The 23,423-nt window shown below is 58.9% G+C and carries 22 protein-coding genes and 4 tRNA genes; 17 read left to right on the top strand and 9 right to left on the bottom strand.

Annotation, left to right across the window (positions count from 1 at the left end; translation table 11 throughout):
- Window positions 1-6 precede the first annotated feature (6 nt).
- The 4 genes from ileS to ispH all read left to right on the top strand — a co-directional run bounded on the left by ileS (window position 7) and on the right by ispH (window position 4,837).
- A complete protein-coding gene (gene ileS / locus PLD_RS00220; RefSeq protein WP_159888811.1) occupies window positions 7-2,838 on the top strand; it encodes an isoleucine--tRNA ligase in 2,832 nt (943 codons plus the stop codon).
- Window positions 2,831-3,343, top strand: a complete 513-nt coding sequence (gene lspA / locus PLD_RS00215) for a signal peptidase II (protein WP_159888810.1) — start codon at window positions 2,831-2,833, stop codon at window positions 3,341-3,343. Before ileS ends, lspA begins: the two co-directional genes overlap by 8 nt.
- Complete coding sequence (fkpB, locus tag PLD_RS00210; protein WP_159888809.1) at window positions 3,336-3,788, top strand: FKBP-type peptidyl-prolyl cis-trans isomerase; 453 nt, start codon at window positions 3,336-3,338, stop codon at window positions 3,786-3,788. Before lspA ends, fkpB begins: the two co-directional genes overlap by 8 nt.
- Before the next feature lie 101 nt (window positions 3,789-3,889).
- Complete coding sequence (gene ispH, locus PLD_RS00205; RefSeq protein ID WP_159888808.1) at window positions 3,890-4,837, top strand: 4-hydroxy-3-methylbut-2-enyl diphosphate reductase; 948 nt, start codon at window positions 3,890-3,892, stop codon at window positions 4,835-4,837.
- Here ispH and PLD_RS00200 read toward each other — a convergent pair whose 3' ends face one another.
- Complete coding sequence (locus tag PLD_RS00200; protein WP_159888807.1) at window positions 4,838-5,362, bottom strand: GspH/FimT family protein; 525 nt, start codon at window positions 5,360-5,362, stop codon at window positions 4,838-4,840.
- A gap of 521 nt (window positions 5,363-5,883) precedes the next feature.
- On the opposite strand from PLD_RS00200, the gene pilV reads away from it, so the two are divergent.
- The 6 genes from pilV to thiO are packed head-to-tail and all read left to right on the top strand — an operon-like array spanning window position 5,884 to window position 9,390.
- Complete coding sequence (pilV, locus tag PLD_RS00195) at window positions 5,884-6,327, top strand: type IV pilus modification protein PilV (RefSeq protein WP_159888806.1); 444 nt, start codon at window positions 5,884-5,886, stop codon at window positions 6,325-6,327.
- Entirely contained in the window at window positions 6,324-7,025 is a 702-nt protein-coding gene (locus tag PLD_RS00190; RefSeq protein WP_159888805.1) for a PilW family protein, read from the top strand. The genes pilV and PLD_RS00190 overlap by 4 nt, the downstream gene beginning before the upstream one ends.
- Window positions 7,025-7,507 carry a PilX N-terminal domain-containing pilus assembly protein gene (locus tag PLD_RS00185; RefSeq protein ID WP_256674519.1) on the top strand — a complete coding sequence of 161 codons (483 nt, stop codon included), beginning with the start codon at window positions 7,025-7,027 and terminating at the stop codon, window positions 7,505-7,507. Before PLD_RS00190 ends, PLD_RS00185 begins: the two co-directional genes overlap by 1 nt.
- A gap of 43 nt (window positions 7,508-7,550) precedes the next feature.
- On the top strand, window positions 7,551-7,820 hold the full coding sequence (locus tag PLD_RS00180; protein WP_159888804.1) for a hypothetical protein: 270 nt from the start codon (window positions 7,551-7,553) through the stop codon (window positions 7,818-7,820).
- Between the two features lie 15 nt (window positions 7,821-7,835).
- Window positions 7,836-8,237 carry a type IV pilin protein gene (locus PLD_RS00175; protein ID WP_159888803.1) on the top strand — a complete coding sequence of 134 codons (402 nt, stop codon included), beginning with the start codon at window positions 7,836-7,838 and terminating at the stop codon, window positions 8,235-8,237.
- Between the two features lie 52 nt (window positions 8,238-8,289).
- On the top strand, window positions 8,290-9,390 hold the full coding sequence (thiO, locus tag PLD_RS00170; RefSeq protein WP_159888802.1) for a glycine oxidase ThiO: 1,101 nt from the start codon (window positions 8,290-8,292) through the stop codon (window positions 9,388-9,390).
- Here the strand turns inward: thiO and PLD_RS00165 are convergent.
- The 3 genes from PLD_RS00165 to PLD_RS00155 form a co-directional block, all read right to left on the bottom strand.
- On the bottom strand, window positions 9,387-10,727 hold the full coding sequence (locus PLD_RS00165) for a sigma-54 dependent transcriptional regulator (RefSeq protein ID WP_159888801.1): 1,341 nt from the start codon (window positions 10,725-10,727) through the stop codon (window positions 9,387-9,389). The genes thiO and PLD_RS00165 overlap by 4 nt on opposite strands.
- 251 nt (window positions 10,728-10,978) lie before the next feature.
- Entirely contained in the window at window positions 10,979-11,212 is a 234-nt protein-coding gene (locus tag PLD_RS00160) for a PP0621 family protein (protein WP_159888800.1), read from the bottom strand.
- Window positions 11,213-11,337: 125 nt separating this feature from the next.
- Window positions 11,338-12,360, bottom strand: a complete 1,023-nt coding sequence (locus PLD_RS00155; protein WP_159888799.1) for an outer membrane protein assembly factor BamD — start codon at window positions 12,358-12,360, stop codon at window positions 11,338-11,340.
- Between the two features lie 151 nt (window positions 12,361-12,511).
- Here PLD_RS00155 and rluD point away from each other — a divergent pair, with 151 nt between their 5' ends.
- From rluD to PLD_RS00120, 7 genes are all read left to right on the top strand, one after another.
- Window positions 12,512-13,474 (top strand): 23S rRNA pseudouridine(1911/1915/1917) synthase RluD, encoded by a 963-nt coding sequence (gene rluD, locus PLD_RS00150; protein WP_159888798.1) that lies wholly within the window; start codon window positions 12,512-12,514, stop codon window positions 13,472-13,474.
- The gene (pgeF, locus tag PLD_RS00145) at window positions 13,471-14,196 is read left to right on the top strand and encodes a peptidoglycan editing factor PgeF (protein ID WP_159888797.1); all 726 of its coding nucleotides are present in this window, start codon (window positions 13,471-13,473) and stop codon (window positions 14,194-14,196) included. The genes rluD and pgeF overlap by 4 nt, the downstream gene beginning before the upstream one ends.
- A gap of 130 nt (window positions 14,197-14,326) precedes the next feature.
- Window positions 14,327-16,891: an ATP-dependent chaperone ClpB gene (gene clpB / locus PLD_RS00140; protein ID WP_159888796.1), complete on the top strand. Its 2,565-nt coding sequence runs from the start codon at window positions 14,327-14,329 to the stop codon at window positions 16,889-16,891.
- Window positions 16,892-17,184: 293 nt separating this feature from the next.
- Window positions 17,185-17,260, top strand: a tRNA-Asn gene (locus PLD_RS00135).
- A 9-nt stretch (window positions 17,261-17,269) separates the two neighbouring features.
- A tRNA-Pro gene (locus PLD_RS00130) sits at window positions 17,270-17,346 on the top strand.
- Window positions 17,347-17,351: 5 nt separating this feature from the next.
- Window positions 17,352-17,427, top strand: a tRNA-Lys gene (locus PLD_RS00125).
- Between the two features lie 93 nt (window positions 17,428-17,520).
- Window positions 17,521-17,597 (top strand) — tRNA-Pro (locus tag PLD_RS00120).
- A gap of 214 nt (window positions 17,598-17,811) precedes the next feature.
- Here the strand turns inward: PLD_RS00120 and PLD_RS00115 are convergent.
- The 5 genes from PLD_RS00115 to PLD_RS00095 are packed head-to-tail and all read right to left on the bottom strand — an operon-like array spanning window position 17,812 to window position 23,104.
- Entirely contained in the window at window positions 17,812-19,326 is a 1,515-nt protein-coding gene (locus PLD_RS00115; RefSeq protein ID WP_159888795.1) for an ABC transporter substrate-binding protein, read from the bottom strand.
- A gap of 28 nt (window positions 19,327-19,354) precedes the next feature.
- The gene (locus PLD_RS00110; RefSeq protein ID WP_159888794.1) at window positions 19,355-20,329 is read right to left on the bottom strand and encodes an oligopeptide/dipeptide ABC transporter ATP-binding protein; all 975 of its coding nucleotides are present in this window, start codon (window positions 20,327-20,329) and stop codon (window positions 19,355-19,357) included.
- Window positions 20,326-21,312 carry an ABC transporter ATP-binding protein gene (locus tag PLD_RS00105; RefSeq protein ID WP_159888793.1) on the bottom strand — a complete coding sequence of 329 codons (987 nt, stop codon included), beginning with the start codon at window positions 21,310-21,312 and terminating at the stop codon, window positions 20,326-20,328. Before PLD_RS00105 ends, PLD_RS00110 begins: the two co-directional genes overlap by 4 nt.
- Window positions 21,309-22,160: an ABC transporter permease gene (locus tag PLD_RS00100; RefSeq protein ID WP_159888792.1), complete on the bottom strand. Its 852-nt coding sequence runs from the start codon at window positions 22,158-22,160 to the stop codon at window positions 21,309-21,311. The genes PLD_RS00105 and PLD_RS00100 overlap by 4 nt, the downstream gene beginning before the upstream one ends.
- Window positions 22,157-23,104 (bottom strand): ABC transporter permease, encoded by a 948-nt coding sequence (locus PLD_RS00095; RefSeq protein WP_159888791.1) that lies wholly within the window; start codon window positions 23,102-23,104, stop codon window positions 22,157-22,159. Before PLD_RS00095 ends, PLD_RS00100 begins: the two co-directional genes overlap by 4 nt.
- Window positions 23,105-23,423 lie beyond the last annotated feature (319 nt).

The following is a 23,423-nucleotide window of genomic DNA, read 5'->3' as shown; positions in this document are numbered from 1 at the left end:
CCTTAAATGACCGACTATAAAGCCACGTTAAACCTTCCGGACACCGCCTTCCCAATGAAGGCCGGCCTGCCTCAGCGCGAACCACAGATTCTGCAGCGTTGGGACAGCATTGGCCTGTACGGAAAGTTGCGCGAGATTGGCAAGGATCGTCCGAAGTTCGTCCTGCACGACGGCCCTCCTTATGCCAACGGCACGATTCATATCGGTCATGCGCTGAACAAGATTCTCAAGGACATGATCCTGCGCTCGAAAACCCTGTCGGGTTTCGACGCACCTTATGTTCCGGGCTGGGACTGCCACGGCCTGCCGATCGAGCACAAAGTCGAAGTGACCTACGGCAAGAACCTGGGCGCGGATAAAACCCGCGAACTGTGCCGTACCTACGCCACCGAGCAGATCGAGGGGCAGAAGGCCGAGTTCATCCGTCTGGGCGTGTTGGGCGAATGGGACAACCCCTACAAGACTATGAACTTCAAGAACGAGGCCGGTGAAATCCGTGCCTTGGCCGAAATCGTCAAGGGCGGTTTCGTGTTCAAGGGCCTCAAGCCTGTGAACTGGTGCTTCGACTGCGGTTCGGCCCTGGCCGAAGCGGAAGTCGAGTACGAAGACAAGAAGTCTTCGACCATCGATGTGGCCTTCCCGGTCGCCGACGACGTCAAGCTGGCGGAGGCCTTTGGCATGGCAAGCCTGCCCAAACCGGCGGCCATCGTGATCTGGACCACCACCCCATGGACCATCCCGGCCAACCAGGCGCTGAACGTGCACCCGGAGTTCACCTACGCGCTGGTGGACGTTGGTGATCGCCTGCTGGTGCTGGCAGAAGAAATGGTCGAGGCGTGCCTGGCTCGCTACGAACTGCAAGGCTCGGTGATCGCTACCACCACCGGCACCGCGTTGGAACTGATCAACTTCCGTCACCCGTTCTATGACCGTCTGTCGCCGGTGTACCTGGCCGACTACGTGGAACTGGGTTCGGGTACCGGCATTGTTCACTGCTCGCCTGCCTACGGTGTGGACGACTTTGTCATCTGCAAGCAGTACGGCATGGTGAATGACGACATCATCAACCCGGTGCAGAGCAATGGTGTTTACGTGCCATCGCTGGAGTTCTTCGGCGGCCAGTTCATCTTCAAGGCCGACCCGTCGATCATCGAGAAGCTGCGCGAAGTCGGCGCACTGGTGCAATCGGAGACGATCAAGCACAGCTACATGCACTGCTGGCGGCACAAGAGTCCGTTGATTTACCGTGCCACCGCGCAGTGGTTCATCGGCATGGATAAAGAGCCGGTCAGCGGCGACACCCTGCGTGCGCGCTCGCTCAAAGCGATCGAAGACACCAAGTTCGTCCCGGCCTGGGGCCAGGCGCGCCTGCATTCGATGATTGCCAACCGTCCGGACTGGTGCATTTCCCGCCAGCGCAACTGGGGCGTGCCGATCCCGTTCTTCCTGAGCAAGGAAAGCGGGGAACTGCACCCACGCACCGTCGAGCTGATGGAAGAAGTGGCCCAGCGTGTTGAACAGGAAGGCATCGAAGCCTGGTTCAAGCTGGACGCCGCCGAGCTGCTGGGCGACGAAGCGCCGCAGTACGACAAGATCAGCGACACCCTTGACGTGTGGTTCGACTCCGGCACCACTCACTGGCACGTGCTGCGCGGGTCGCACCCGATGGGCCACGTGGACGGCCCGCGTGCCGACCTGTACCTGGAAGGCTCGGACCAACACCGCGGCTGGTTCCACTCGTCGTTGCTGACCGGTTGTGCCATCGACAACCACGCGCCGTACCGTGAACTGCTGACCCACGGTTTCACCGTCGACGAGACGGGCCGCAAGATGTCCAAGTCGCTGAAGAACGTGATCGAGCCGAAAAAGATCAACGACACCTTGGGCGCCGACATCATGCGTCTGTGGGTGGCTTCGACCGATTACTCGGGCGAAATCGCCGTGTCGGACCAGATCCTGGCACGCAGCGCCGACGCCTACCGGCGTATCCGCAATACCGCACGCTTCCTGCTGTCTAACCTGACCGGTTTCAACCCGGCCACCGACATCCTGCCGGCCGAGGACATGCTCGCCCTGGATCGTTGGGCCGTGGACCGTACCCTGTTGCTGCAGCGCGAGTTGCAGGAACACTACGGCGAATACCGCTTCTGGAACGTGTACTCGAAGATCCACAACTTCTGTGTGCAGGAGCTGGGCGGTTTCTACCTCGACATCATCAAGGACCGCCAGTACACCACCGGCGCCAACAGCAAGGCGCGCCGCTCGGCGCAGACCGCGCTGTACCACATCTCCGAGGCGCTGGTGCGCTGGATCGCGCCGATCCTGGCCTTCACCGCCGATGAACTGTGGGAATACCTGCCGGGCGAGCGTAACGAGTCTGTAATGCTCAACACCTGGTACGAAGGCCTGACCGAATTGCCAGCCGACTTCGAATTGGGCCGCGAGTACTGGGAAGGCGTGATGGCGGTCAAAGTTGCAGTGAACAAGGAACTGGAAGTTCAGCGTGCGGCCAAGGCCGTCGGTGGCAACCTGCAAGCCGAGGTCACCCTGTTTGCCGAGGATGGTCTGAGCGCCGACCTGGCCAAGCTGAGCAACGAACTGCGTTTCGTGCTGATCACCTCGACCGCCAGCCTGGCACCGTTTGCCCAGGCGCCAGCGGACGCCGTGGTTACCGAGGTACCGGGTCTGAAGCTCAAAGTCGTCAAGTCGGCCTTCCCCAAGTGCGCCCGTTGCTGGCACTGCCGTGAAGACGTCGGGGTGAACCCTGAGCACCCGGAAATCTGCGGTCGTTGTGTCGACAACATCAGCGGCGTAGGCGAGGTCCGTCACTATGCCTAACGCCGCAGGCCGTTTCGGCCGTCTGGGCTGGCTGTGGTTGAGCGTGCTGGTTCTGGTCATTGACCAGGCCAGCAAGCTGCACTTTGAAAACGCGCTGAGCATGTACCAGCAGATTGTGGTGATCCCGGATTACTTCAGCTGGACCCTGGCCTACAACACCGGCGCCGCCTTCAGCTTCCTCGCCGACAGCTCCGGCTGGCAGCGTTGGCTGTTCGCCCTGATCGCAATTGCGGTCAGCGCCGTGCTGGTGGTCTGGCTCAAGCGCCTGGGGCGCAATGAAACCTGGTTGGCCATCGCCTTGGCCCTGGTGCTGGGCGGGGCTCTGGGTAACCTGTATGACCGCATCGCCCTGGGGCATGTGATCGATTTCATTCTGGTGCACTGGCAGAACCGCTGGTACTTCCCGGCATTCAACTTCGCCGACAGCGCCATTAGCGTTGGGGCGGTGATGCTGGCCCTGGATATGTTCAAGAGCAAGAAAACCGGAGAAACCGTTCATGACTGAGCAGGTATTGACTGAGCAACGCATCGGTCAGAACACGGAAGTCACGTTGCACTTCGCATTGCGCCTGGAGAACGGCGATACGGTAGACAGTACTTTCGACAAGGCCCCGGCGACCTTCAAAGTCGGCGATGGCAACCTGCTTCCAGGGTTCGAGGCGGCGCTGTTCGGATTCAAGGCCGGTGACAAGCGTCACTTGACCGTCGAGCCGGAAAACGCTTTTGGTCAACCTAACCCGCAGAATGTGCAGGTCATCCCGCGTTCGCAGTTCCAGGACATGGAGCTGTCGGAAGGCTTGCTGGTGATCTTCAATGACGCGGCGAATACTGAGTTGCCGGGTGTGGTCAAAGCCTTCGATGATGCTCAAGTCACCGTCGACTTCAACCACCCGCTGGCTGGCAAGACCTTGACCTTCGACGTGGAAATCATCGACGTCAAAGCGCTTTAACAGCATCGCCGGCAGGCCGTGCGCTACTTTGTAGAAGCCGGCTCGCCGGCGATCCTGTCTACAACGATCTAACTTCTTGCGCGCAAGACACGAGGCACAGCATGCAAATCAAACTCGCCAACCCCCGTGGCTTCTGCGCCGGTGTGGACCGGGCGATCGAAATCGTCAATCGCGCCCTGGAAGTCTTCGGGCCGCCGATCTACGTCCGGCATGAAGTAGTGCACAACAAATTTGTCGTGGAAGACCTGCGCAATCGCGGAGCGATCTTCGTCGAAGAGCTGGAGCAGGTGCCGGATGATGTCATTGTCATCTTCAGCGCCCACGGTGTCTCCCAGGCCGTACGCAGTGAGGCGGCCGGTCGCGGTCTTAAAGTGTTCGATGCCACTTGCCCGCTGGTGACCAAGGTGCATATCGAAGTGGCGCGCTACAGCCGTGATGGTCGTGAGTGCATCCTCATCGGACACGCCGGCCACCCTGAAGTCGAAGGCACCATGGGTCAGTACGACGCCAGCAACGGCGGTGCCATCTACCTGGTGGAAGATGAAAAGGATGTAGCCGAGCTGCAGGTGCAGAACCCTGAACGCCTGGCCTTCGTGACCCAGACCACCTTGTCCATGGACGATACCAGCCGGGTGATCGATGCCTTGCGCACGCGTTTCCCGGCCATTGGCGGGCCGCGCAAGGACGATATCTGCTACGCCACGCAAAACCGTCAGGACGCGGTCAAACAACTGGCTGACGAGTGCGATGTAGTGCTGGTGGTGGGCAGTCCCAATAGCTCGAACTCCAACCGCCTGCGCGAGCTGGCCGAGCGCATGGCTACCCCGGCCTACTTGATTGACGGTGCCGAAGACCTGCAACGCAGCTGGTTCGAGGGTGTCGAGCGCATCGGCATCACCGCCGGCGCCTCGGCGCCGGAAGTCCTGGTGCGTGGCGTGATCCAGCAACTGCAGGCCTGGGGTGCCACTGGCGCCGATGAGCTGGCCGGCCGCGAAGAGAACATTACCTTCTCCATGCCCAAGGAGCTGCGGGTTCGTTCGCTGCTCTGATCAGCCGAGGCCTGCGCACAAGGCCTGCTCGGCGTTTTCGCTGCGCAGGCTGACCCGCCCGCTGCGTGACAGCACCACTTGATGGCGACTGTGGGTCTGGTTGGTCTGGCAGATATGCAGGGTGCCCGCCTGGAAGGCGCCACTGGGCAGCAGCGGGTTGCCCAGGGCGCTGAAACGCACGAAGTGCTGTACCGGGCGGTTGCCCACAATCAGCACCTGTCCACCGCTCTGGCGTTCGATCAGCAGCGGATTCTCAGGGTCTTCCGAGCCCTTGCCGCTGACATCCAGAATGATTCGCCAACCCCGGCTCCAGTCGTCCTCCAGGCCGTGGATCAATGCCGTGCGCTGATGCAGGATCGCGGCGGCTCGGGCGTTGCGCAGGCCGCTGGCAAGCATTTGCGCCGCGTCCTGTTGTCGATTGGAGCGTAAAAGTTCACTGAAGGCGGTGCTGGAAAGCGGCAGTAGCAGGGCCACTAAGGCCAGTGTGGTCAGCAGCTCAATCAGACTGAATCCTTTTTGATGCATGCGTCTCCCTCCCTGGAGATAAGTGGTTCACGCAGTCCGTGCGTGTAGGTAAACAGGCGGTCATTCGCCGATCTCGCGTGGATCGAGGCGCTTGCTTGTTATAGCCGATGACTCCTCCTGATCCCTCCATGTATTTGCGTACAAAGGGTTTCGCCTCTGTGCAAAGTGCCTGTTGTGCAGGCCGTTGCGGCGCGGTTTTTATTCTGACGCTGCCGGTTGAGTGAGCCCTTTGCCCGTCCTCCTTGGCGCGAACACCTGTGTCGGGTCGTGGATCAAGCGTGCGCTGATCGATGAGAGGCGCAGAGCCGGGAGGGTGTCGTGGCGATCAAGGTGCGGTCTGGGCGCAGCACTCAGGTGTTGGCTGGCCATGGGGCGGTGGGCAATGTATTGCCGGTTGTTCCGGTTAGCCCTCCGGGCTCGAGGTTGAGGCTAACCTCAGAAATCGACGGCACTGATTTTCAACTGCGGCGAATGTTCAGCAACGGTCGCGATGGACAGAGCACTGTAGTGGAGAGCTGCGGATGAACGAGCGGCAGGCACAGGATGGCATGACCCTGATCGAGGTGTTGGTGGCGCTGTTGATTCTCACACTGGGGCTGTTGGGGGCTGCGGTCGTGCAGATCAAGGCGTTGCAGTACAGCGATAGCTCGCGGATGAGCACCCAGGCCAGTTTTATTGCTTACGACATGCTGGATCGGATTCGCGCCAATGTCGCGGCCGACTACACACTGGCCACGTCTGCCTCTGGCGGTGCGAGCGATGTGCGACATCAGGACCTGCATGAGTTCGCCAGCAACGTCGAGAGCTTTGCCGGGCCCAGCGCCAAGGGCAGCATCAGCGTCAACCGACAGGTCTACACCATTCGCATCACCTGGGATGACGCCCGCGCCGAGGGGCAAGCGGTGAGTCTGCGCAGCCTGGAGCTGAGCAGTCGCGTGGCGCCAGCCCTGGGAGATGGGGCATGAGTCGTGGTTTTGGTTTGGTGGAAGCGCTTCTGGCGCTGTCTTTGAGCCTGATTCTGGTGTTGGGGGCGGCTCAAGTATTTATCGCGGCGAAGGGCACCTACCTCAGCCAGAATGCGTCCGCCTATCTGCAGGAGGACGCGCGTTTCGTTCTGAGCAAGATGCTTCAGGAAATGCGCATGGTGGGCATGTTCGGTTGCCTGCGAACCCTCACCGACGCCAGTGTGGCCCGCTCTTTCTCTCACTACGCGTCGACACCGATTCAGTGGGACGCCGCCGAGCAGAAGCTGACCCTGATCACCGCTGACGTTGGTGAGCAGGATGGGGCGCCGACCTGGAGTGTGGTGACAGACTGTCAGCGTAGCGCGGTGGTGTATTCGGGTGCCCATCAAGGCGCCGCCGGTCAGCAGGTGTTTGCCTTGCGCCGCTTGTTCTACAGCTTTAAGGACCATCAGTTGTTGCTGGGTAGCGGTTTAGGCAGGCAGCAGGCGGTGCTGCTGGATAACGTCGAGGCTTTTGAGCTGAGCTTCGGCGTGGCCGCTTCCGCCACGAACAGCGCCGTTGTTCGCTACAGTCGCAACCCGGAAGATCCGGCGCGGATTCGTAGTGTGCGGGTGGGCTTGGTCCTGGCCGACCCCGATGGTCGAGTGCGTCCACAGCGCTTTAGTGTGGTTGCCGCCTTGCGCAACAGGTTGCCCTGATGAAGCGTGTCTCGGGGGGTGGCACCGCGCAGGAGCGTGGCATGGCGCTGTTGCTTTGCCTGGTGTTTCTGTTGTTGTTGACGATGATCGGTCTCTCTTCAGTACAGAACGCCACCTTGCAGGAAAAGATGGCCGCCAGCCTGAGCTTGCATAATCGCGCCTTCCAGGCCGCCGAAACGGCGCTGCGGCAGGGGGAAAGCCTGGTCCGGCGGCATGACTATCATTTGCCAGTGTGTGCTGGGCCGGCCCAATGCGCGCCGCCCGCCGAGTCGGCGGTGCTAAGCGCCGCGCTCATCAATGGGGTATCGGGTGTGAGCTGGATCGCCACGGGCAATGGCTTCTATGGCGTGCAGAACATTGGTACCTCGCTGGATGCGGTCAATCTGCCGAGTCATACCCGCGCCACTTTGTATCGAGTGACCGCCATCGGCCTGGTCGGTCCTGCACGCAGCGTACTGGAGAGTATTTATGCCAAGTACTGAAGATTGCGTAGGCTTTTTGCGGTGCTTATACAAGGGGAGTGGCATGCTGCTGGTCAGCCTGTGTCTGGTGTTGCCGGGCCTGGCTTTCGATTTCGTTAGCGCGTTACCTGTCCGACCTTCTGCGGCAGTATCGGGCGGGATGCAGGCGCCTGACAGTGGGAAATTGATCGAGGCACACGCGTTCAGCGGTAAGATGCTCGGCGCCGAGGTGCCCGATCCGCTTGGGGCAGGCGACGCCAATGGCGGTATCAGCCTTCAGATGGAAAGGCCCGGCAGCGGTAGCCGGCGCATCCTGTGGCGACAAATTCAGTAAACGAGATTCTTGACCATGCGCAGATCCAACCAAGGTTTTACCCTGATCGAAATCATGATCGTGATTGCGATCATCGGTCTGGTCCTTACCTTGACCCTCCCCAGCATCACTGAGTACATGAAGAAGCCTCACCGCAGCGAGATTGCACTATTGCTCACCGAGCAGGCGCAGCAGCTTGAGCGCCATCACGCCAAGTTCGGGGTCTATAGCGACGCCCCGGACCTGAGTTCCGGCAATGACTACTACAGCATCACCGCCACGCTGACCGACAATGCGTTCTCGCTGACCGCGACGCCGAAAGCCGATGGCCTGATGGCAGCGGATAAATGTGGCAGTTTTAGTATCGACCAGGCCGGCGCTGCCCGCATCGGTGGTCAGGCCGAAGGGCTGACCGCGAAGGATTGCTGGGGTCGCTGAGTATTCTCGGGTGCCAGAGCGCCCACTGTTTTTCCCATGACTGGATCGGACTATGGCTAAACAACAGCAAGTGCTGGTGGTCGGTGGCGGGGTGATCGGCCTGCTCACCGCTTTCAATCTGGCAGCTCAAGGCCAGCAGGTGCGCCTTGTGGAGCGCTCGGACCTGGGGCGTGAGGCGTCCTGGGCCGGTGGCGGTATTGTCTCGCCGCTTTATCCCTGGCGTTACAGCCCGGCGGTTACCGCACTGGCCCACTGGTCCCAGGATTTTTATCCACAGCTGGCAGAGCACCTGTTCAGCACCACGGGCGTTGATCCTGAGGTGCATACCACCGGGCTGTATTGGTTGGACCTGGATGATGAAGCCCTTGCTCTGGACTGGGCGCGGCGCGAGGGGCGCCCGCTGAGCACCGTGGATATCTCGACGGTGCATGACGCGGTGCCGGTGTTGGGGAGTGGCTATCAGCAGGCGATCTACATGGCCGATGTGGCTAATGTGCGTAATCCGCGTTTGGTCAAATCCCTCAAGGCGGCGTTGCAGGCCTTGCCCAATGTGCAGATCGATGAGCAGTGCAGCGTCACAGGCTTTATTCGTGACGGGCAACAGGTGCAAGGCGTATACAGCTCGGCGGGGGATATACACGCCGATCAGGTGGTGCTCTGCGCTGGTGCCTGGAGCGGCGAGTTGCTGGGGAGCCTGGGGGTGGCGTTGCCGGTTGAGCCGGTCAAGGGGCAGATGATTTTGTACAAGTGCGCCGCCAGTTTCCTGTCTTGCATGGTCTTGGCCAAGGGGCGTTATGCCATTCCTCGGCGCGACGGCCATATTCTGGTGGGCAGTACCCTGGAGCATGAAGGGTTCGACAAAACGCCGACCGCTTGCGCTCTGGAAAGCCTCAAGGCGTCTGCGGTCGAGCTGATTCCAGCGTTGGCCGAGGCCGAGGTCGTGGGGCATTGGGCCGGCCTGCGTCCGGGCTCTCCAGAAGGTATTCCCTACATCGGGCCGGTTCCTGGGTTTGATGGTTTGTGGCTCAACTGTGGGCACTACCGTAACGGCTTGGTGTTGGCCCCGGCCTCTTGCCGGCTGTTCTGCGATTTGCTGCTGGGGAACCCGCCGATCATCGATCCGGCGCCTTACGCCCCGGCAGGTCGAATCTAATCCAGTCCGAGCTTCTTCATGCGATAGCGCATCGAGCGAAATGACAGGCTCAACCGCTGCGCCGCCGCCGTGCGGTTCCAGCGGGTTTGTTCCAGGGCTTGCAGCAGCAATTGGCGCTCCACGTGTTGCAGGTGCAGCGTCAGGTCGAGGCTCGTTGAGGTTGAGGTTGAGGCTGCGCGGTTGCCGACGGTTTCTGCGGGTGGCAGGTGCAGGTCGGCCAGTTCTATCCACTGACCTTCGCAGAAGGTCTGAGCGCGCTCCAGCAGGTTCTCCAGTTCGCGTACATTGCCGGGGAAATCGTAACGCTCCAAGGCGTGTAGTGCTTCGGGACGCAATTGAAGTACGGGCCTGCCATTATCCCTGGCCAGGTGCTGGAGGCGGTGTTGCGCCAGCATCTGGATATCGCCACGGCGCTCGCGTAACGCAGGAACGTGCAGTTCGATGACGTTCAAGCGGTAATAGAGATCCTGGCGAAAGCGTCCGGCTTTAACCTCGGATTTCAGGTCTTTGTGAGTGGCTGAAAGAATCCGCACGTCCACGGCTTTTTCCTGGGGGCTGCCTACCGGGCGCACTGACTTTTCCTGCAATGCGCGGAGCAGCTTCACCTGCATGGTTAGAGGCAGGTCGGCGACTTCGTCAAGAAACAGCGTGCCACCGTTTGCGGCGAGGAACAGCCCGGACTGATCCGCTGTGGCGCCGCTGAAGCTGCCTTTGCAATGCCCGAAAAATTCACTTTCCATCAGTTCGGTAGGAATTGCCCCACAGTTGACCGGAACAAAGGGCTGTCGCGACCTGGGGCCCAAGTGATGGATCAGACGGGCGACGCGCTCTTTACCGCAGCCCGACTCACCGCTGATGTAGACCGCCGTCAGGCTAGGGGCCAGTTTGTCGATGTCGCGACGCAAGCGGGCCATGGGAGGCGAACTCCCGAGCAGGGGAGGCGCGTTGCTGTCCCCCGTAGTCCCCGGTTGCTGTTTCAGGGCATTGCCTACCCAGGCCCTCAGGTGGTCGAGGTCCAAGGGCTTGCGCAGCAGGTCGCAAGCGCCGGCTTTCAACACATTGGCAGTCGCCTGCGTGCTGCTGGCGCTGCTCAGGACCGCCACCGGTAGCTCGGGGTGCATCCGGCGGATATGCCGCAGCAACTCCAGAGCGTTGCCGTCGGGCAGTTGCAGGTCGGTCAGGCACAGGTCGAAGCTGTCTTTGGCCAGTCGAGCGCGGGCTTCGCTCAGGGTGCGGGCGCTTTGGGTGTGCAGGCGCATCCGTCCGAGGGTGATTTCTACCTGAGCGCGGATTTCCGTGGCCTCGTCGACCACTAACACCCGGGGCAGTGGGTTCATGACGGCAGTTGTTTTCATCCATGAGTTAAGAGCGAGATACCGCGCCCGTCCTGTGGGCGTGAGTTCAAGTCTAGGTCCGCAAGACGGGCAGTGCTGTGGCGTCGAGGGCGGTTATTTTGTCGCCAATTGTGCGGGCGTGGACCTGTGCCTGGAGGCGGCGGACGTTAAGCAGGGAGGAGATGAGACGGTTCAGGCGCTGACCAAGGCTTTGAATCGTCGGTGTCAGGCGCCTGTTCGGTGTTCTGGAGCAGTCAGTGATCCTGACTGCCTGGACCCTGTTCCAAATGCGTCTGGCTGCAATACCAGTGTTGCGACAGGCTCAGTGCCCGGTCTTGTGGCAGGTGCACGCCACAATGGGCGCAACGCACCATGGGGGTGCTGATGGGCTCGTTCGACGAGCGTGGGGTCGAGATCGAGCGCTTGAACTTGCGCCAGAACCATACCGCGGCGGCAATCAGAGCAATCCAGAACAGTAAACGAACCATGGTGACCAGCTTTGTCGGGAAAGGTCTGGCAGTTTAGCCAAGCGACCGCCAGACGCACAGGCCCATAAAGCTCCAGGCATGAAAAAGGGAGACTCGAAGTCTCCCTTTTTTACCTGCAGTGGCTGTCAGTCGAAGACACCGAAGGTCATGTAGCTGAACCAGGAGCGGTCACTGTTGTTACCAGCAGCTTCGTGCTCTTCTTCATCAACCACGTCGCCATTGTTGTCTTTAGGCTTGAGCTCTGACGGAATGGCATCCTTGGCATCCTGATACTGCTTCATCACGTCCTGGTTGGCGCGAGTTTCTCCCGGTGGCAGTGGAGGACGCGACTCGATCAGGCCCAGGGTGGCCTTGCTCAGCCAGGAGCGGTTGTCGGCTTCGGCGACGCGAGGCACGAACTGACCGTCTACCAGGCTTGGATGATCCGGGTAGTTGAGCTTCAGGGTTTCCAGGCTGGTGGCTGCCAACTCATCCAGGTGCAAGCGCTGGTAAGCCTCAGTCATCACTGCCAGGCCGTCACCCACGGAAGGGGTTTCCTGGAAGTTTTCCACGACATAACGGCCACGGTTAGCAGCGGCGACATAGGCCTGGCGAGTCAGGTAGTAGTCCGCTACGTGGATTTCGTAGGCCGCCAGCAAATTGCGCAGGTAGATCATGCGCTGCTTGGCGTCCGGGGCGTAGCGGCTGTTGGGGAAGCGGCTGGTGAGCTGGGCGAACTCGTTGTAGGAGTCGCGGGCGGCACCCGGGTCACGCTTGGTCATGTCCAGTGGCAAAAAACGCGCCAGCAGGCCGACGTCCTGGTCGAATGAGGTCAGACCCTTGAGGTAGTAGGCGTAGTCAACGTTGGGGTGCTGGGGATGCAGGCGGATGAAGCGCTCAGCGGCCGACTTGGCGGCTTCCGGCTCGGCATTCTTATAGTTGGCGTAGATCAGCTCGAGCTGGGCCTGATCGGCGTAGCGACCAAAGGGATAGCGCGATTCCAGTGCCTTGAGCTTGGCGGTGGCGCTGGTATAGCTGTTGTTGTCCAGGTCGGTCTGCGCCTGCTGGTACAACTCGACTTCGCTCAGGTTTTCGTCAACGACTTCCTTCGATGAGCAAGCAGCGGTCAGTGCGAGGATGGCGATCAGCAGCAGGTGTTTCACTTGCATGGCGGCTTGCGTCCCTATGACGGCCGCTGTCTTGGGCGGGGCCGTCCTGTTATGATGAGCGCCCCGGTGAAAAGCCTCGGGGCAAAAGACGCCGTATTTAACCACAAGCGCGCAGCCGAAACCAAAGGCTGTGCCGACGCCCAGTCCGAGCATGTCCGATAAAATTGAACTTCGCGCAGAGGTGCCGTCCGAACTGGGCGGTCAACGCCTCGATCAAGTCGCCGCCCAACTATTCGCTGAGCATTCGCGCTCGCGCCTTTCCGCCTGGATCAAAGACGGCCGCCTGACGGTGGATGGAGCGGTCATTCGTCCCCGAGACATCGTGCACGGCGGTGCGGTTCTTGAGCTGACCGCCGAGCAGGAAGCCCAGGGCGAGTGGATCGCCCAGGACATCGAGCTGGACATCGTCTACGAAGACGACGACATCCTGGTGATCAACAAGCCCGCGGGCCTGGTGGTGCATCCGGCTGCCGGCCACGCTGATGGCACCCTGCTCAATGCGCTGCTGCACCACATTCCCGACATTATCAATGTGCCGCGTGCCGGTATCGTTCACCGTCTGGACAAGGACACCACCGGTTTGATGGTGGTGGCCAAGACGATTCAGGCGCAGACCCAGCTGGTAGCTCAGTTGCAGAGCCGCAGTGTCAGCCGTATCTATGAATGCATCGTGATCGGTGTGGTGACGGCAGGGGGCAAGATCAACGCCCCGATCGGTCGCCACGGCCAGCAGCGCCAGCGGATGGCGGTGATGGAAGGCGGCAAGCAGGCGGTCAGTCACTATCGGGTGCTGGAGCGCTTCCGCTCTCACACCCACGTGCGGGTCAAGCTGGAAACCGGTCGTACCCACCAGATCCGGGTGCACATGGCCCACATCAACTTCCCATTGGTGGGCGATCCGGCCTACGGCGGTCGCTTCCGTATCCCGCCGGCGGCGAGCCCGACCATGGTCGAGTCGCTGAAAAACTTCCCGCGCCAGGCGCTGCACGCACGTTTCCTGGAGCTGGAGCATCCGACCACCGGTGAGCGCATGAGCTGGGAGTCGCCATTGCCGGATGACTTCGTCTGGCTGTTGTCGCTGCTCAAGCAAGACCGTGAGGCATTCGTCGGATGAGTGACTGGCTGATGCCGGACTGGCCCGCGCCGGCCGGGGTCAAAGCCTGTGTCACCACCCGCAGCGGCGGCGTCAGCCTGGCGCCGTTCGACAGCCTCAACCTGGGTGACCACGTTGAGGACCTTCCTGAAGCCGTGGCCGAGAATCGGCGGCGCTTGACTGAACATTTCGGTATTGCTCCGGCCTGGTTGCAACAGGTGCATGGGGTCGCCGTCGCTCACGCCGATCCCTCCGTCATTGCTACCGCTGATGCCAGCTGGTCCGCCACCCCGGGCGTGGCTTGTGTGGTGATGACGGCTGACTGTTTGCCCGCCTTGTTCTGCAATCGCGGCGGGACCCGGGTCGCGGCCGCTCATGCTGGCTGGCGCGGTATGGCCGCCGGGGTGCTGGAAGCCACGCTCGACAGCCTGGATACCACGCCCTCCGAGGTGTTGGTGTGGTTGGGACCGGCCATTGGGCCGCAGTGCTTTGAAGTCGGGGCCGAAGTGCGTGAAGCCTTTGTGGCTCAGTTGGCGCAAGCCGAACAAGCCTTTGTTCCAAGCGTCAATGCCGGACGCTATATGGCCGACATCTATCAATTGGCACGCCTGCGCTTGGCAGCTCGTGGCGTCACCGCGGTTTATGGTGGTATTGACTGCACGGTGACAGACCCGCGCTTCTTTTCTTATCGACGCAGTCCACGCACCGGACGCTTCGCCTCCCTTATCTGGCTCGAGCGCTAGACTAATCTGACCTGCGTCAAGCCGCTGGTGCTTGAATCTCCCAGAATCGACCGCATCTAGAGATGCATCTGGCAGGTTTCTCTATTTAGGTGTGTCCATCGCTCCGGCCTGCTCAAAAGGAAGGTGACTAATGCGTATAGACCGATTAACCAGCAAGTTACAGCTGGCCTTATCCGATTCTCAATCCTTGGCGGTTGGCCTCGATCATCCGGCCATTGAGCCTGCGCACCTGATGCAGGCCCTGCTTGAACAGCAAGGTGGTTCGATCAAGCCCTTGTTGATGCAAGTGGGGTTCGACGTCAACAGCCTGCGTAAGGAACTGAGCAAAGAGCTCGACCAACTGCCGAAAATCCAGAACCCCACCGGCGACGTCAACATGTCCCAGGATCTGGCGCGCTTGCTCAATCAGGCCGATCGCCTGGCTCAGCAGAAGGGCGACCAGTTCATCTCCAGCGAGTTGGTATTGCTGGCGGCCATGGATGAAAACAGCAAACTCGGCAAGTTGTTGCTGGGGCAGGGGGTAAGCAAGAAAGCTCTGGAGAACGCCATCAACAACCTGCGCGGCGGCGAGGCGGTGAATGACGCCAACGTCGAGGAGTCGCGCCAGGCGCTGGATAAATACACCGTCGACCTGACCAAGCGCGCCGAAGAAGGCAAGCTGGATCCGGTGATTGGCCGTGACGATGAAATTCGTCGGACCATCCAGGTGCTGCAACGCCGTACCAAGAACAACCCGGTACTCATTGGTGAGCCTGGCGTGGGTAAAACGGCCATCGCTGAAGGCCTGGCCCAGCGGATCATCAATGGTGAAGTGCCCGACGGCTTGAAAGGCAAGCGCTTGCTGTCTCTGGACATGGGCGCGCTGATTGCAGGGGCCAAATACCGTGGTGAGTTCGAGGAGCGCCTGAAGTCCTTGCTCAACGAGCTGTCGAAGCAGGAAGGTCAGATCATCCTGTTCATCGACGAGCTGCACACCATGGTCGGCGCCGGTAAAGGCGAAGGCTCTATGGATGCGGGCAACATGCTCAAGCCGGCCCTGGCGCGAGGTGAACTGCATTGTGTGGGGGCCACCACGCTCAACGAGTACCGCCAATATATAGAGAAGGACGCTGCCCTCGAACGGCGCTTCCAGAAAGTGCTGGTGGACGAACCGAGCGAGGAGGACACCATCGCCATCCTTCGTGGCCTGAAAGAGCGCTACGAAGTGCACCACAAGGTGGCGATCACCGACGGCGCGATCATTGCCGCGGCCAAGCTCAGTCATCGTTACATCACCGATCGGCAATTGCCGGACAAGGCCATTGACCTGATCGACGAGGCGGCTAGTCGCATCCGTATGGAAATCGACTCCAAGCCGGAAGTGTTGGACCGTTTGGAGCGGCGCTTGATTCAACTGAAGGTTGAAGCCCAGGCCCTGAAGAAAGAGGACGATGAGGCGGCGATCAAGCGCCTGGATAAACTCCAGGGAGAGATCATTCGCCTGGAACGCGAATACGCGGATCTTGAAGAAGTCTGGACCTCGGAAAAAGCCGAAGTGCAGGGCTCCGCACAGATCCAGCAGAAGATCGAGCAGTCGCGTCAGGAACTGGAAGCGGCACGTCGTAAAGGTGATCTCAATCGCATGGCGGAGTTGCAGTACGGGGTGATTCCCGACCTGGAGCGCAGCCTGCAGATGGTCGATCAGCACGGGCATAGCGAGAACCAGTTGCTGCGCAGTAAGGTCACCGAGGAAGAAATTGCCGAGGTGGTGTCCAAGTGGACTGGCATTCCGGTGTCGAAAATGCTCGAAGGCGAGCGCGACAAGCTGCTGAAGATGGAAAGCCTGCTGCATCAACGAGTGATTGGCCAGAACGAGGCTGTGGTGGCGGTATCCAACGCAGTGCGCCGTTCCCGTGCCGGATTATCCGACCCGAACCGGCCCAGCGGCTCGTTCATGTTCCTCGGTCCGACCGGTGTGGGTAAGACCGAACTGTGCAAGGCTTTGGCGGAGTTCCTCTTTGATACCGAAGAGGCCATGGTGCGGATCGATATGTCCGAATTCATGGAAAAACACTCCGTGGCCCGTCTGATTGGCGCGCCACCGGGCTATGTCGGTTATGAAGAGGGCGGCTACCTGACCGAAGCGGTGCGTCGCAAGCCGTACTCGGTGATCCTGCTGGATGAGGTCGAGAAGGCGCATCCGGATGTGTTCAACATCCTGCTGCAGGTCCTGGAAGATGGCCGTTTGACGGACAGCCACGGACGTACCGTGGACTTTCGCAACACGGTGATCGTCATGACCTCGAACCTTGGGTCGGCGCAGATCCAGGAGTTGGTTGGCGATCGTGAGGCGCAACGTGCGGCAGTCATGGACGCGGTGTCCACCCACTTCCGGCCGGAGTTCATCAACCGGGTTGACGAAGTGGTGATTTTCGAGCCCCTGGCCCGGGACCAGATCGCGGGTATTACGCAAATCCAGCTGGGTCGTTTGCGCAGCCGTCTGGCTGAACGCGAACTGCATCTGGAATTGAGCGACGAGGCTTTGGACAAGCTGATCGCCGTAGGTTACGACCCGGTGTACGGTGCACGGCCACTGAAACGGGCCATTCAGCGCTGGATCGAAAACCCTTTGGCGCAGATGATCCTGTCCGGCGGATTCTTGCCAGGTGCCACGATCACGGCCTCGGTACAGGACGACGAAATCGTCTTTGCCTGATCTTCCAGCAATGTGTTGAGAGAAGGCCTCGCATTGCGAGGCCTTTTTTTTACTAGGGTGTTGAACTGTAAGGAAAAGGCTTGTAAAGTGCGCCCCGCAGTCAGTCACACCCAGGTTTTTTCTGAGCAAGAGGAAACCGGCAATGAAGTCGCAAATCATTGTCTTAAAAGCAATTTAAGGGGTTGACAGGGTTTTTTAAGATTGTAAAATAGCGCGCCTCAGAGGCATGAACGTAGCGATACGGGAAGGTCAAAGAGGATGTAAGTAAGAAGTTGTAAATTGAAATGTGTAGTTCCGTGATAGCTCAGTCGGTAGAGCAAATGACTGTTAATCATTGGGTCCCAGGTTCGAGTCCTGGTCACGGAGCCAATTTCAAACCGGGGTATAGCGCAGTCCGGTAGCGCGCCTGCTTTGGGAGCAGGATGTCAGGAGTTCGAATCCCCTTACCCCGACCATTTTTGGGTCGTTAGCTCAGTTGGTAGAGCAGTTGGCTTTTAACCAATTGGTCGTAGGTTCGAATCCCACACGACCCACCATTTTTGAGACCAGTTCGCTGGAATCGAATCTTAAGATCAGACGCCAAAAGCGCTGTTCGCAGAAGGCGCCTTTTAAAGGTGCCTTTTTTTTACCGGGGTATAGCGCAGTCCGGTAGCGCGCCTGCTTTGGGAGCAGGATGTCAGGAGTTCGAATCCCCTTACCCCGACCATATTCACGAAAAAAGGCACCTCTTGAGGTGCCTTTTTTCGTTTGTCTGCAAGAAACACGCTGAAGTCGAGGGGGCCGGGAGGCGGCCCCCTTGTTGTCACTCGATAGGCAGTTCTTCCCAGGCCCTGCGTTGTTCAAGCAGGCGTTTTTCGAGGGTGACGATGGCCTGCCTCGCGCAACCAGGCTGGCGGCTCTGGTTGCGGGGCTCTGATAGGTCAGTTCTTGACGGTTTCTTCCAGGGAGAAACGGCCCATTGGGCTTTGCTGGAAGTTTTCGATGTTCTTGCGCGAAATGTTGATGTACGGGCTGTAGTAGAGGTCGATCCAGTTCACGTCCTGCTTAGCGGTCTTTTGCAGATCCACATACATCTGCTCGCGCTTGGAGGCGTCCATTTCCACCCGTGCGGCAGCCACCAACTCCTTGACCTGTGGGTTTCTGTAGCGGGTCATGTAGTTCATGTTGGTGTCATGCCCCAGAACAAAGGTGGTTTTCTGGTCGGGGTCGAGGATGTCAGCAGTCCAATACATGACAGAAAGATCGTAGTCGCCGTCCACTAGCATCTGCCAGCTTTGGCTTGGGTCGACTTTCTGGAGATTGGTCTTTACCCCGACAGCCGCTAACTGATTCTGTACGAGCACTGCGATCTGCTCGTCGGCCTCATTACCGGCGTTGACCACGTAATTGAGTTGCAGTCCTTTGGCTCCGGCCTGCTCTAACAGCTTTTTGGCTTTTTCAGGGTCGTAGGGGCGCTGCAGGTTATTAGCGTAATGGTACATGGCGCCTTTGGGAATGTACGAATAGGCTACTTCGCCATGTCCGAAGGTCACGGTATCCACCAGAGACTTCTTGTTGATGGCCAGATCCAGGGCCTCACGTACTTGCGGCTTGCCCAGCAGGCCGTGTTCGTGGTTGATCAATAGGTGATCTTCTCGTGTGGAAGGATCCAGGTGCACGACTAGATTTGGATCCTTTCTCAGGGCATCGACTCGTGAGAAGGGCACGAAGAGGGCGGTGTCTAGCTCCCCCGCCTGGACTTTCAGCATCCGTGTGTTGTCGTCGGGAATGGAGATCCACTCCACGCCATCCAGGCTCACAGTACCGGCTTGCCAGAAGTGCGGGTTCTTTTCCAGGATCACCCGATCGCCGCGTAACCACTCCTTGACCACAAAGGCTCCAGATGAAACGGGTTGCTGGGCGTAGGCTTCGTCACCCATTCTGGCCATTGCTTGTTGCGAAAGGATCGACGCGTTAGGTGAGGCCAACTGCGAGAGAAAGGGCACCGAAGGGCTTTTCAAGGTCAGCACCAAGGTCTGGGAGTCTGGCGCTTCGGCCTTGTCGAGAATGGCGTAGGTATCAGTCCACAGCGAGGTTTTATCGTCGCGGATACGTAACAGGCTGAAGACCGCATCCTGGGCGCTGATAGATGAGCCGTCGGAAAATTTGGCGGGGCGCAGTTTGAAGGTGTAGGTCAGGCCGTCGTCGGAAATTTTCCAGCTTTCTGCCAGCCCGGGGAGTAGTTGGGTCCCGGCTTTGTCGACTCGTACCAGCACGTCATACACGTTGGTGAATACCCAGCTGTCGCGATTTTGTGCGCTTTTGATCGGGTCGAAGGTAGTGCTTTCCTCCCGGCAGCCTATCGTCAGGACTCCTGCCGCGTGCGAAACGCTTGCGGTCAATGCGCAGGCCAGAAATGATGCGGTTGCCAATATCTTTCGATGTCTTGCCTTCATGATCAAACTCCCTGTTGATATGGGTTTTTTAGTTTTTGAACTGCGTTTCTTCTAATACGCAGCTGTAGCGCCGGCTCTTCAGATACCGGGTAGGGGGTTGGGTGTTGGCGCAAACGGACTGCGCGTAACGACAGCGTGAGTGAAAGGTGCAGCCTGCGGGTAGCTGCATTGGGCTAGGTGGCTCGCCAGGTAAGGGGTGTGGTGGTAAGGCCTGGCTTGGGTCCAGTTGTGGAATGGCGCTGATCAAGGCGGCCGTGTAGGGGTGGAGTGGATGATTGAAGATGGCCTCTACTGGTCCCTCTTCGATGATCTGTCCCATGTACATAACGGCAACTCGATCGCAGATTCGACGAATGACTGACAGGTCGTGGCTGATAAACAGCAGTGTCAAATTGATCCGCTGACGTAACTCCAGTAGCAGGTTAATGATCTGTCCCTGGATAGAGACGTCCAAGGCCGAGATGCATTCATCAGCGACAATTAACCGTGGCTCGACCGCAAGCGCCCGTGCGATTCCCACTCGTTGGCATTGGCCTCCACTGAGGGATTGAGGTTTGCGAGACGCTATCTCTACTGGCAGTCCTACCAGTCTGAGCAACTCTTCCACCCGCTCGACGATTCGCTCGGGAGGACATTTACGCTGTATTTGCAGAACCTCTCTTAGTGTCTCGCCAACACTCAGTCTTGGATTGAGTGCCGTGTACGGGTCCTGGAAAATCATTGCGGTTTCGTGTCGCAGACGTTGGATATCGCCCCTCTTGCCGGCAGTGACGTCCGTGCCGTCGAAAACGATCTTTCCTCCATGAGTCTCGTTTAAACACAGAATTGCTTTGCCAAGGCTGCTCTTGCCACTCCCCGATTCGCCCACTAACCCCAAAATCTCTCCCTGCTCCAGATTCAGGGAGACGCCATTGACGGCTTTCAGCCAACGGCTACGCATGCCTAACCAGGAGGTGCTGGCGGGAAAATGTACGTGCAGTTCACTAACGTTCAGCAAGCTCAAGGTAAAACTCCTGGCTTGAGTGGGAAGTGGCAGGCGATACGTGGCGCTGCAAGGGATGGCTGTGGTTCCGGTTGTGTGTTGACGCACAGGTCCACGGATTGTGGGCAGCGGGGAGCGAATCGACAGCCTTGAGGAAGGGCATCGAATGAAGGCGGCTGGCCGGCTATTGTTTTCAAACGGCCATATCCTGTGCCGTACGCTGGTTGGCAACTAATCAAACCCGCTGTGTATGGGTGCTGTGGAGACTTCAGAACGTCATGTCTCGTGCCACGCTCACAAAGCCTGCCTGCGTACATCACTGCAATCGAATCACAGGTTTGGGCCACAACGCCCAAGTCGTGGCTGATTAGGATCAGTGACAAGCCTCGTTCATCTCGTAAAGTCAGCAACAGGCGCAGAATTTGTGCTTGGACCGTCACATCCAGGGCTGTAGTCGGTTCGTCGGCTATCAGTATTTTCGGATTGCAGCCTAGGGCTACAGCGATCATTGCCCGTTGTCGCATACCGCCTGAGAACTCATGTGGGTAGTGTTCTGCTCGGGCTCGTGGGTCGGGAATGCCCACTTGTCTCAGCAGGTCGATAGCCAGTGCACGCGCTTCTCGTCTGGTTACTGCATGGTGCAGCTGAATACCTTCACTGATTTGTTCGCCGATGCGCATCAGTGGGTCGAGGTGACTCGTGGGGTTTTGGAACACCATGCCTAGCTGACGACCTCGCACTTTGCGTATTTCACTCTCGCTCAGTTGCAGCAGGTTGGTATCGCCAAGTCTCACGGCGCGCCCCTGAACATGCAGGTTGTGCGCTGGCAACAAGCGCATGAGCGCGCGACAGGCGAGGGTTTTGCCGCTGCCGCTTTCGCCCACGAGGCCAAGTATTTCTCCCTCCGCGAGTGTGAACGAGAGGCGGTCCACCAAAGTGGTTTCACGCTCGGCTGAGCGGGCAATAACGCTAAGTTCTTCGACCTGCAGGAGAGGCGGCTTCACGAGCGCTTTCCGAGTAGATCGGCGATGCCGTCGGCCATCAGACTGAAGCCCATTGCCAAGGAAATGATCGCCAACCCGGGAAATGTGCAGATCCACCAGGCTGAAGTAATAAAACTCTGGCCTTCGGCAATCATTGTTCCCCACTCAGCTGTAGGTGGCTGAACACCCAGACCGAGATAACTGACGGCCGCACCGTTGAGCAGGATCAGCACTGCATCGGACATGAAAAACACAATGGAGCTGAAAAGTGCATTAGGTAGTAGATGTCGGAACAGGATTCGCGTGTGGCTGAAGCCCATGCTTTTCGCTGCCAGGGCGAAGTCGCTTTTTTTGAGAACCAGAATTTGTGAGCGCGTCAGGCGTGCGTAGGAGACCCATCCTACTAATGCAATGGCAATGTAGAAGCTGCCTAATCCGGGACCGATCAGCATCATGATCGCCAACATCAGCACAAGAAAGGGAAACGCTAAGATGATATCGATCAGTCGCATGCACAGGGTGTCGAAGTATCCACCTATGTAGCCTGACAACGCTCCTACTGAGGTACCAATCAAAAATGGCAGGATGACGCCTAACAGCGAAAGCTGAAGGTCTACCCGAGCTCCCCAGATGACTCGGGAAAGGATGTCGCGACCGAAGTTGTCGGTACCAAGCAGGTGGGCGAGGCTTGGGGCGTTTAAACGCAACTCGATATTGTGCTCGAGCGGGTCGAACGGTGCGGCCCATGGCGCCAGTATCGCCAGCAAAAGCCAGGCACAAAGAATGGCCAACCCTAGAGTCAGGTTCAGTTGGCCCCTATTGATCCCCAGGTGTTGTCGCTCATTTGCAACCGTGGTGATGCTGCTCATTGGAGTTTGACTCGAGGATCAATTGCGACTGTCAGAAGGTCAGCAAGGAAGTTCACTGCCACGGTTGAGCAGGCCAGCGCCATCGTTACCCCCTGCACCACCATGTAATCGCGGGTGAATATTCCACGCACCAGCAGCTGACCCACGCCAGGGATTGCGAACAGGCTTTCAATCACGACGGTGCCACTGATCAGCCAGCCAATGTTCACGGCTAGCAGGTTTACGGTGGGGATCAATGCGTTGGGCAAGACATGGCGCCGGAAGATGACTCTCTCATCAAGGCCTCGCGCTCGGGCGGCAGCGATATGCTCGGCTTGCATTTCATCAATAAGGCTTGCGCGCAGATTTCGAATCAGTAATGACGACAAGGCCAGAGCAACAGTCAAGCAAGGGAGTACCAGATGGTGCAGCTTTTCTAGCCAGGTGCGGCCGTAACCGGATACCGGGAACAGGCCCCATTGCACGCTGAATAATAGAATCAGCATGATGCCCAACCAGAATGCCGGCATGCCCAGACCTGCGGTGCTCAGCAGTCGGACCAATCGATCAAGCCAACCGCCTTGGTTGCGTGCTGCCAAAGTGGCCAGAGGCAGTGCAATCAACAACGCCAGCATTACGCTTCCTGATACGAGCAGCAGCGTAGGTTCGATACGGGTACTGATGAGTTTCAGCGTATCGACTTTGTACAGCAAAGACTGGCCCAGTTCGCCGTTGAAAAGATTCTTAAGGAAATAGAGATACTGTTGCCATAGAGGTTGATCCAGACCGTACTGGGTTCTGATTTTCAACAAGGCATCCGGGGTGCTGCGGCTGCCCAGCAGTATTCGGGCTGGATCTCCCGGAATTGAACGCACCATCACAAAAGTCATCAGGCTGATACCGAAGAGCACCGGCAGCAATTGCAACGGACGGGAAAGCACAAAACGGTATCGTCCGAGGCTCATGACTCAGCCCCGAAGGTGTTGTAGATAAACACGTGGTGTTTGGAAGAGCGTGGGCCTTTTTGTAGGCGGGGGGAGTTCTTGGTCGGAGCGGGGAGTGTATTCAACACCTTGGAGGCACTGGTCACCTGATCTGGTCGCAGGGCCGTCGCCATTTCCTGCTGCATCACTAACATCCTGTCAGTTGCTACTTGATGAACAAACTTAATGGGGGCGTTGCGTCACCGTAAGCTAGCAAATCTTATAGGTTCGCTCTGGCTGTCCCTCGCCGAGGCATGGCATTCTACTGATTGGTTGCCAAGAATGAAAACCATAAGGGAGC

The sequence above is a fragment of the Pseudomonas sp. LD120 genome (genome assembly GCF_009861525.1).
In the GTDB taxonomy this organism is placed as follows: domain Bacteria; phylum Pseudomonadota; class Gammaproteobacteria; order Pseudomonadales; family Pseudomonadaceae; genus Aquipseudomonas.
This window is presented reverse-complemented; position numbering and strand designations above follow the sequence as displayed.

Bases quoted from the DNA above. Each gene is read 5' to 3' on its own strand.
- ileS (WP_159888811.1), top strand. From the start codon at position 7: ATGACCGACTATAAAGCCACGTTAAACCTTCCGGACACCGCCTTCCCA.
- lspA (WP_159888810.1), top strand. From the start codon at position 2,831: ATGCCTAACGCCGCAGGCCGTTTCGGCCGTCTGGGCTGGCTGTGGTTG.
- fkpB (WP_159888809.1), top strand. From the start codon at position 3,336: ATGACTGAGCAGGTATTGACTGAGCAACGCATCGGTCAGAACACGGAA.
- ispH (WP_159888808.1), top strand. From the start codon at position 3,890: ATGCAAATCAAACTCGCCAACCCCCGTGGCTTCTGCGCCGGTGTGGAC.
- PLD_RS00200 (WP_159888807.1), bottom strand. From the start codon at position 5,362: ATGCATCAAAAAGGATTCAGTCTGATTGAGCTGCTGACCACACTGGCC.
- pilV (WP_159888806.1), top strand. From the start codon at position 5,884: ATGAACGAGCGGCAGGCACAGGATGGCATGACCCTGATCGAGGTGTTG.
- PLD_RS00190 (WP_159888805.1), top strand. From the start codon at position 6,324: ATGAGTCGTGGTTTTGGTTTGGTGGAAGCGCTTCTGGCGCTGTCTTTG.
- PLD_RS00185 (WP_256674519.1), top strand. From the start codon at position 7,025: ATGAAGCGTGTCTCGGGGGGTGGCACCGCGCAGGAGCGTGGCATGGCG.
- PLD_RS00180 (WP_159888804.1), top strand. From the start codon at position 7,551: ATGCTGCTGGTCAGCCTGTGTCTGGTGTTGCCGGGCCTGGCTTTCGAT.
- PLD_RS00175 (WP_159888803.1), top strand. From the start codon at position 7,836: ATGCGCAGATCCAACCAAGGTTTTACCCTGATCGAAATCATGATCGTG.
- thiO (WP_159888802.1), top strand. From the start codon at position 8,290: ATGGCTAAACAACAGCAAGTGCTGGTGGTCGGTGGCGGGGTGATCGGC.
- PLD_RS00165 (WP_159888801.1), bottom strand. From the start codon at position 10,727: ATGAACCCACTGCCCCGGGTGTTAGTGGTCGACGAGGCCACGGAAATC.
- PLD_RS00160 (WP_159888800.1), bottom strand. From the start codon at position 11,212: ATGGTTCGTTTACTGTTCTGGATTGCTCTGATTGCCGCCGCGGTATGG.
- PLD_RS00155 (WP_159888799.1), bottom strand. From the start codon at position 12,360: ATGCAAGTGAAACACCTGCTGCTGATCGCCATCCTCGCACTGACCGCT.
- rluD (WP_159888798.1), top strand. From the start codon at position 12,512: ATGTCCGATAAAATTGAACTTCGCGCAGAGGTGCCGTCCGAACTGGGC.
- pgeF (WP_159888797.1), top strand. From the start codon at position 13,471: ATGAGTGACTGGCTGATGCCGGACTGGCCCGCGCCGGCCGGGGTCAAA.
- clpB (WP_159888796.1), top strand. From the start codon at position 14,327: ATGCGTATAGACCGATTAACCAGCAAGTTACAGCTGGCCTTATCCGAT.
- PLD_RS00115 (WP_159888795.1), bottom strand. From the start codon at position 19,326: ATGAAGGCAAGACATCGAAAGATATTGGCAACCGCATCATTTCTGGCC.
- PLD_RS00100 (WP_159888792.1), bottom strand. From the start codon at position 22,160: ATGAGCAGCATCACCACGGTTGCAAATGAGCGACAACACCTGGGGATC.
- PLD_RS00095 (WP_159888791.1), bottom strand. From the start codon at position 23,104: ATGAGCCTCGGACGATACCGTTTTGTGCTTTCCCGTCCGTTGCAATTG.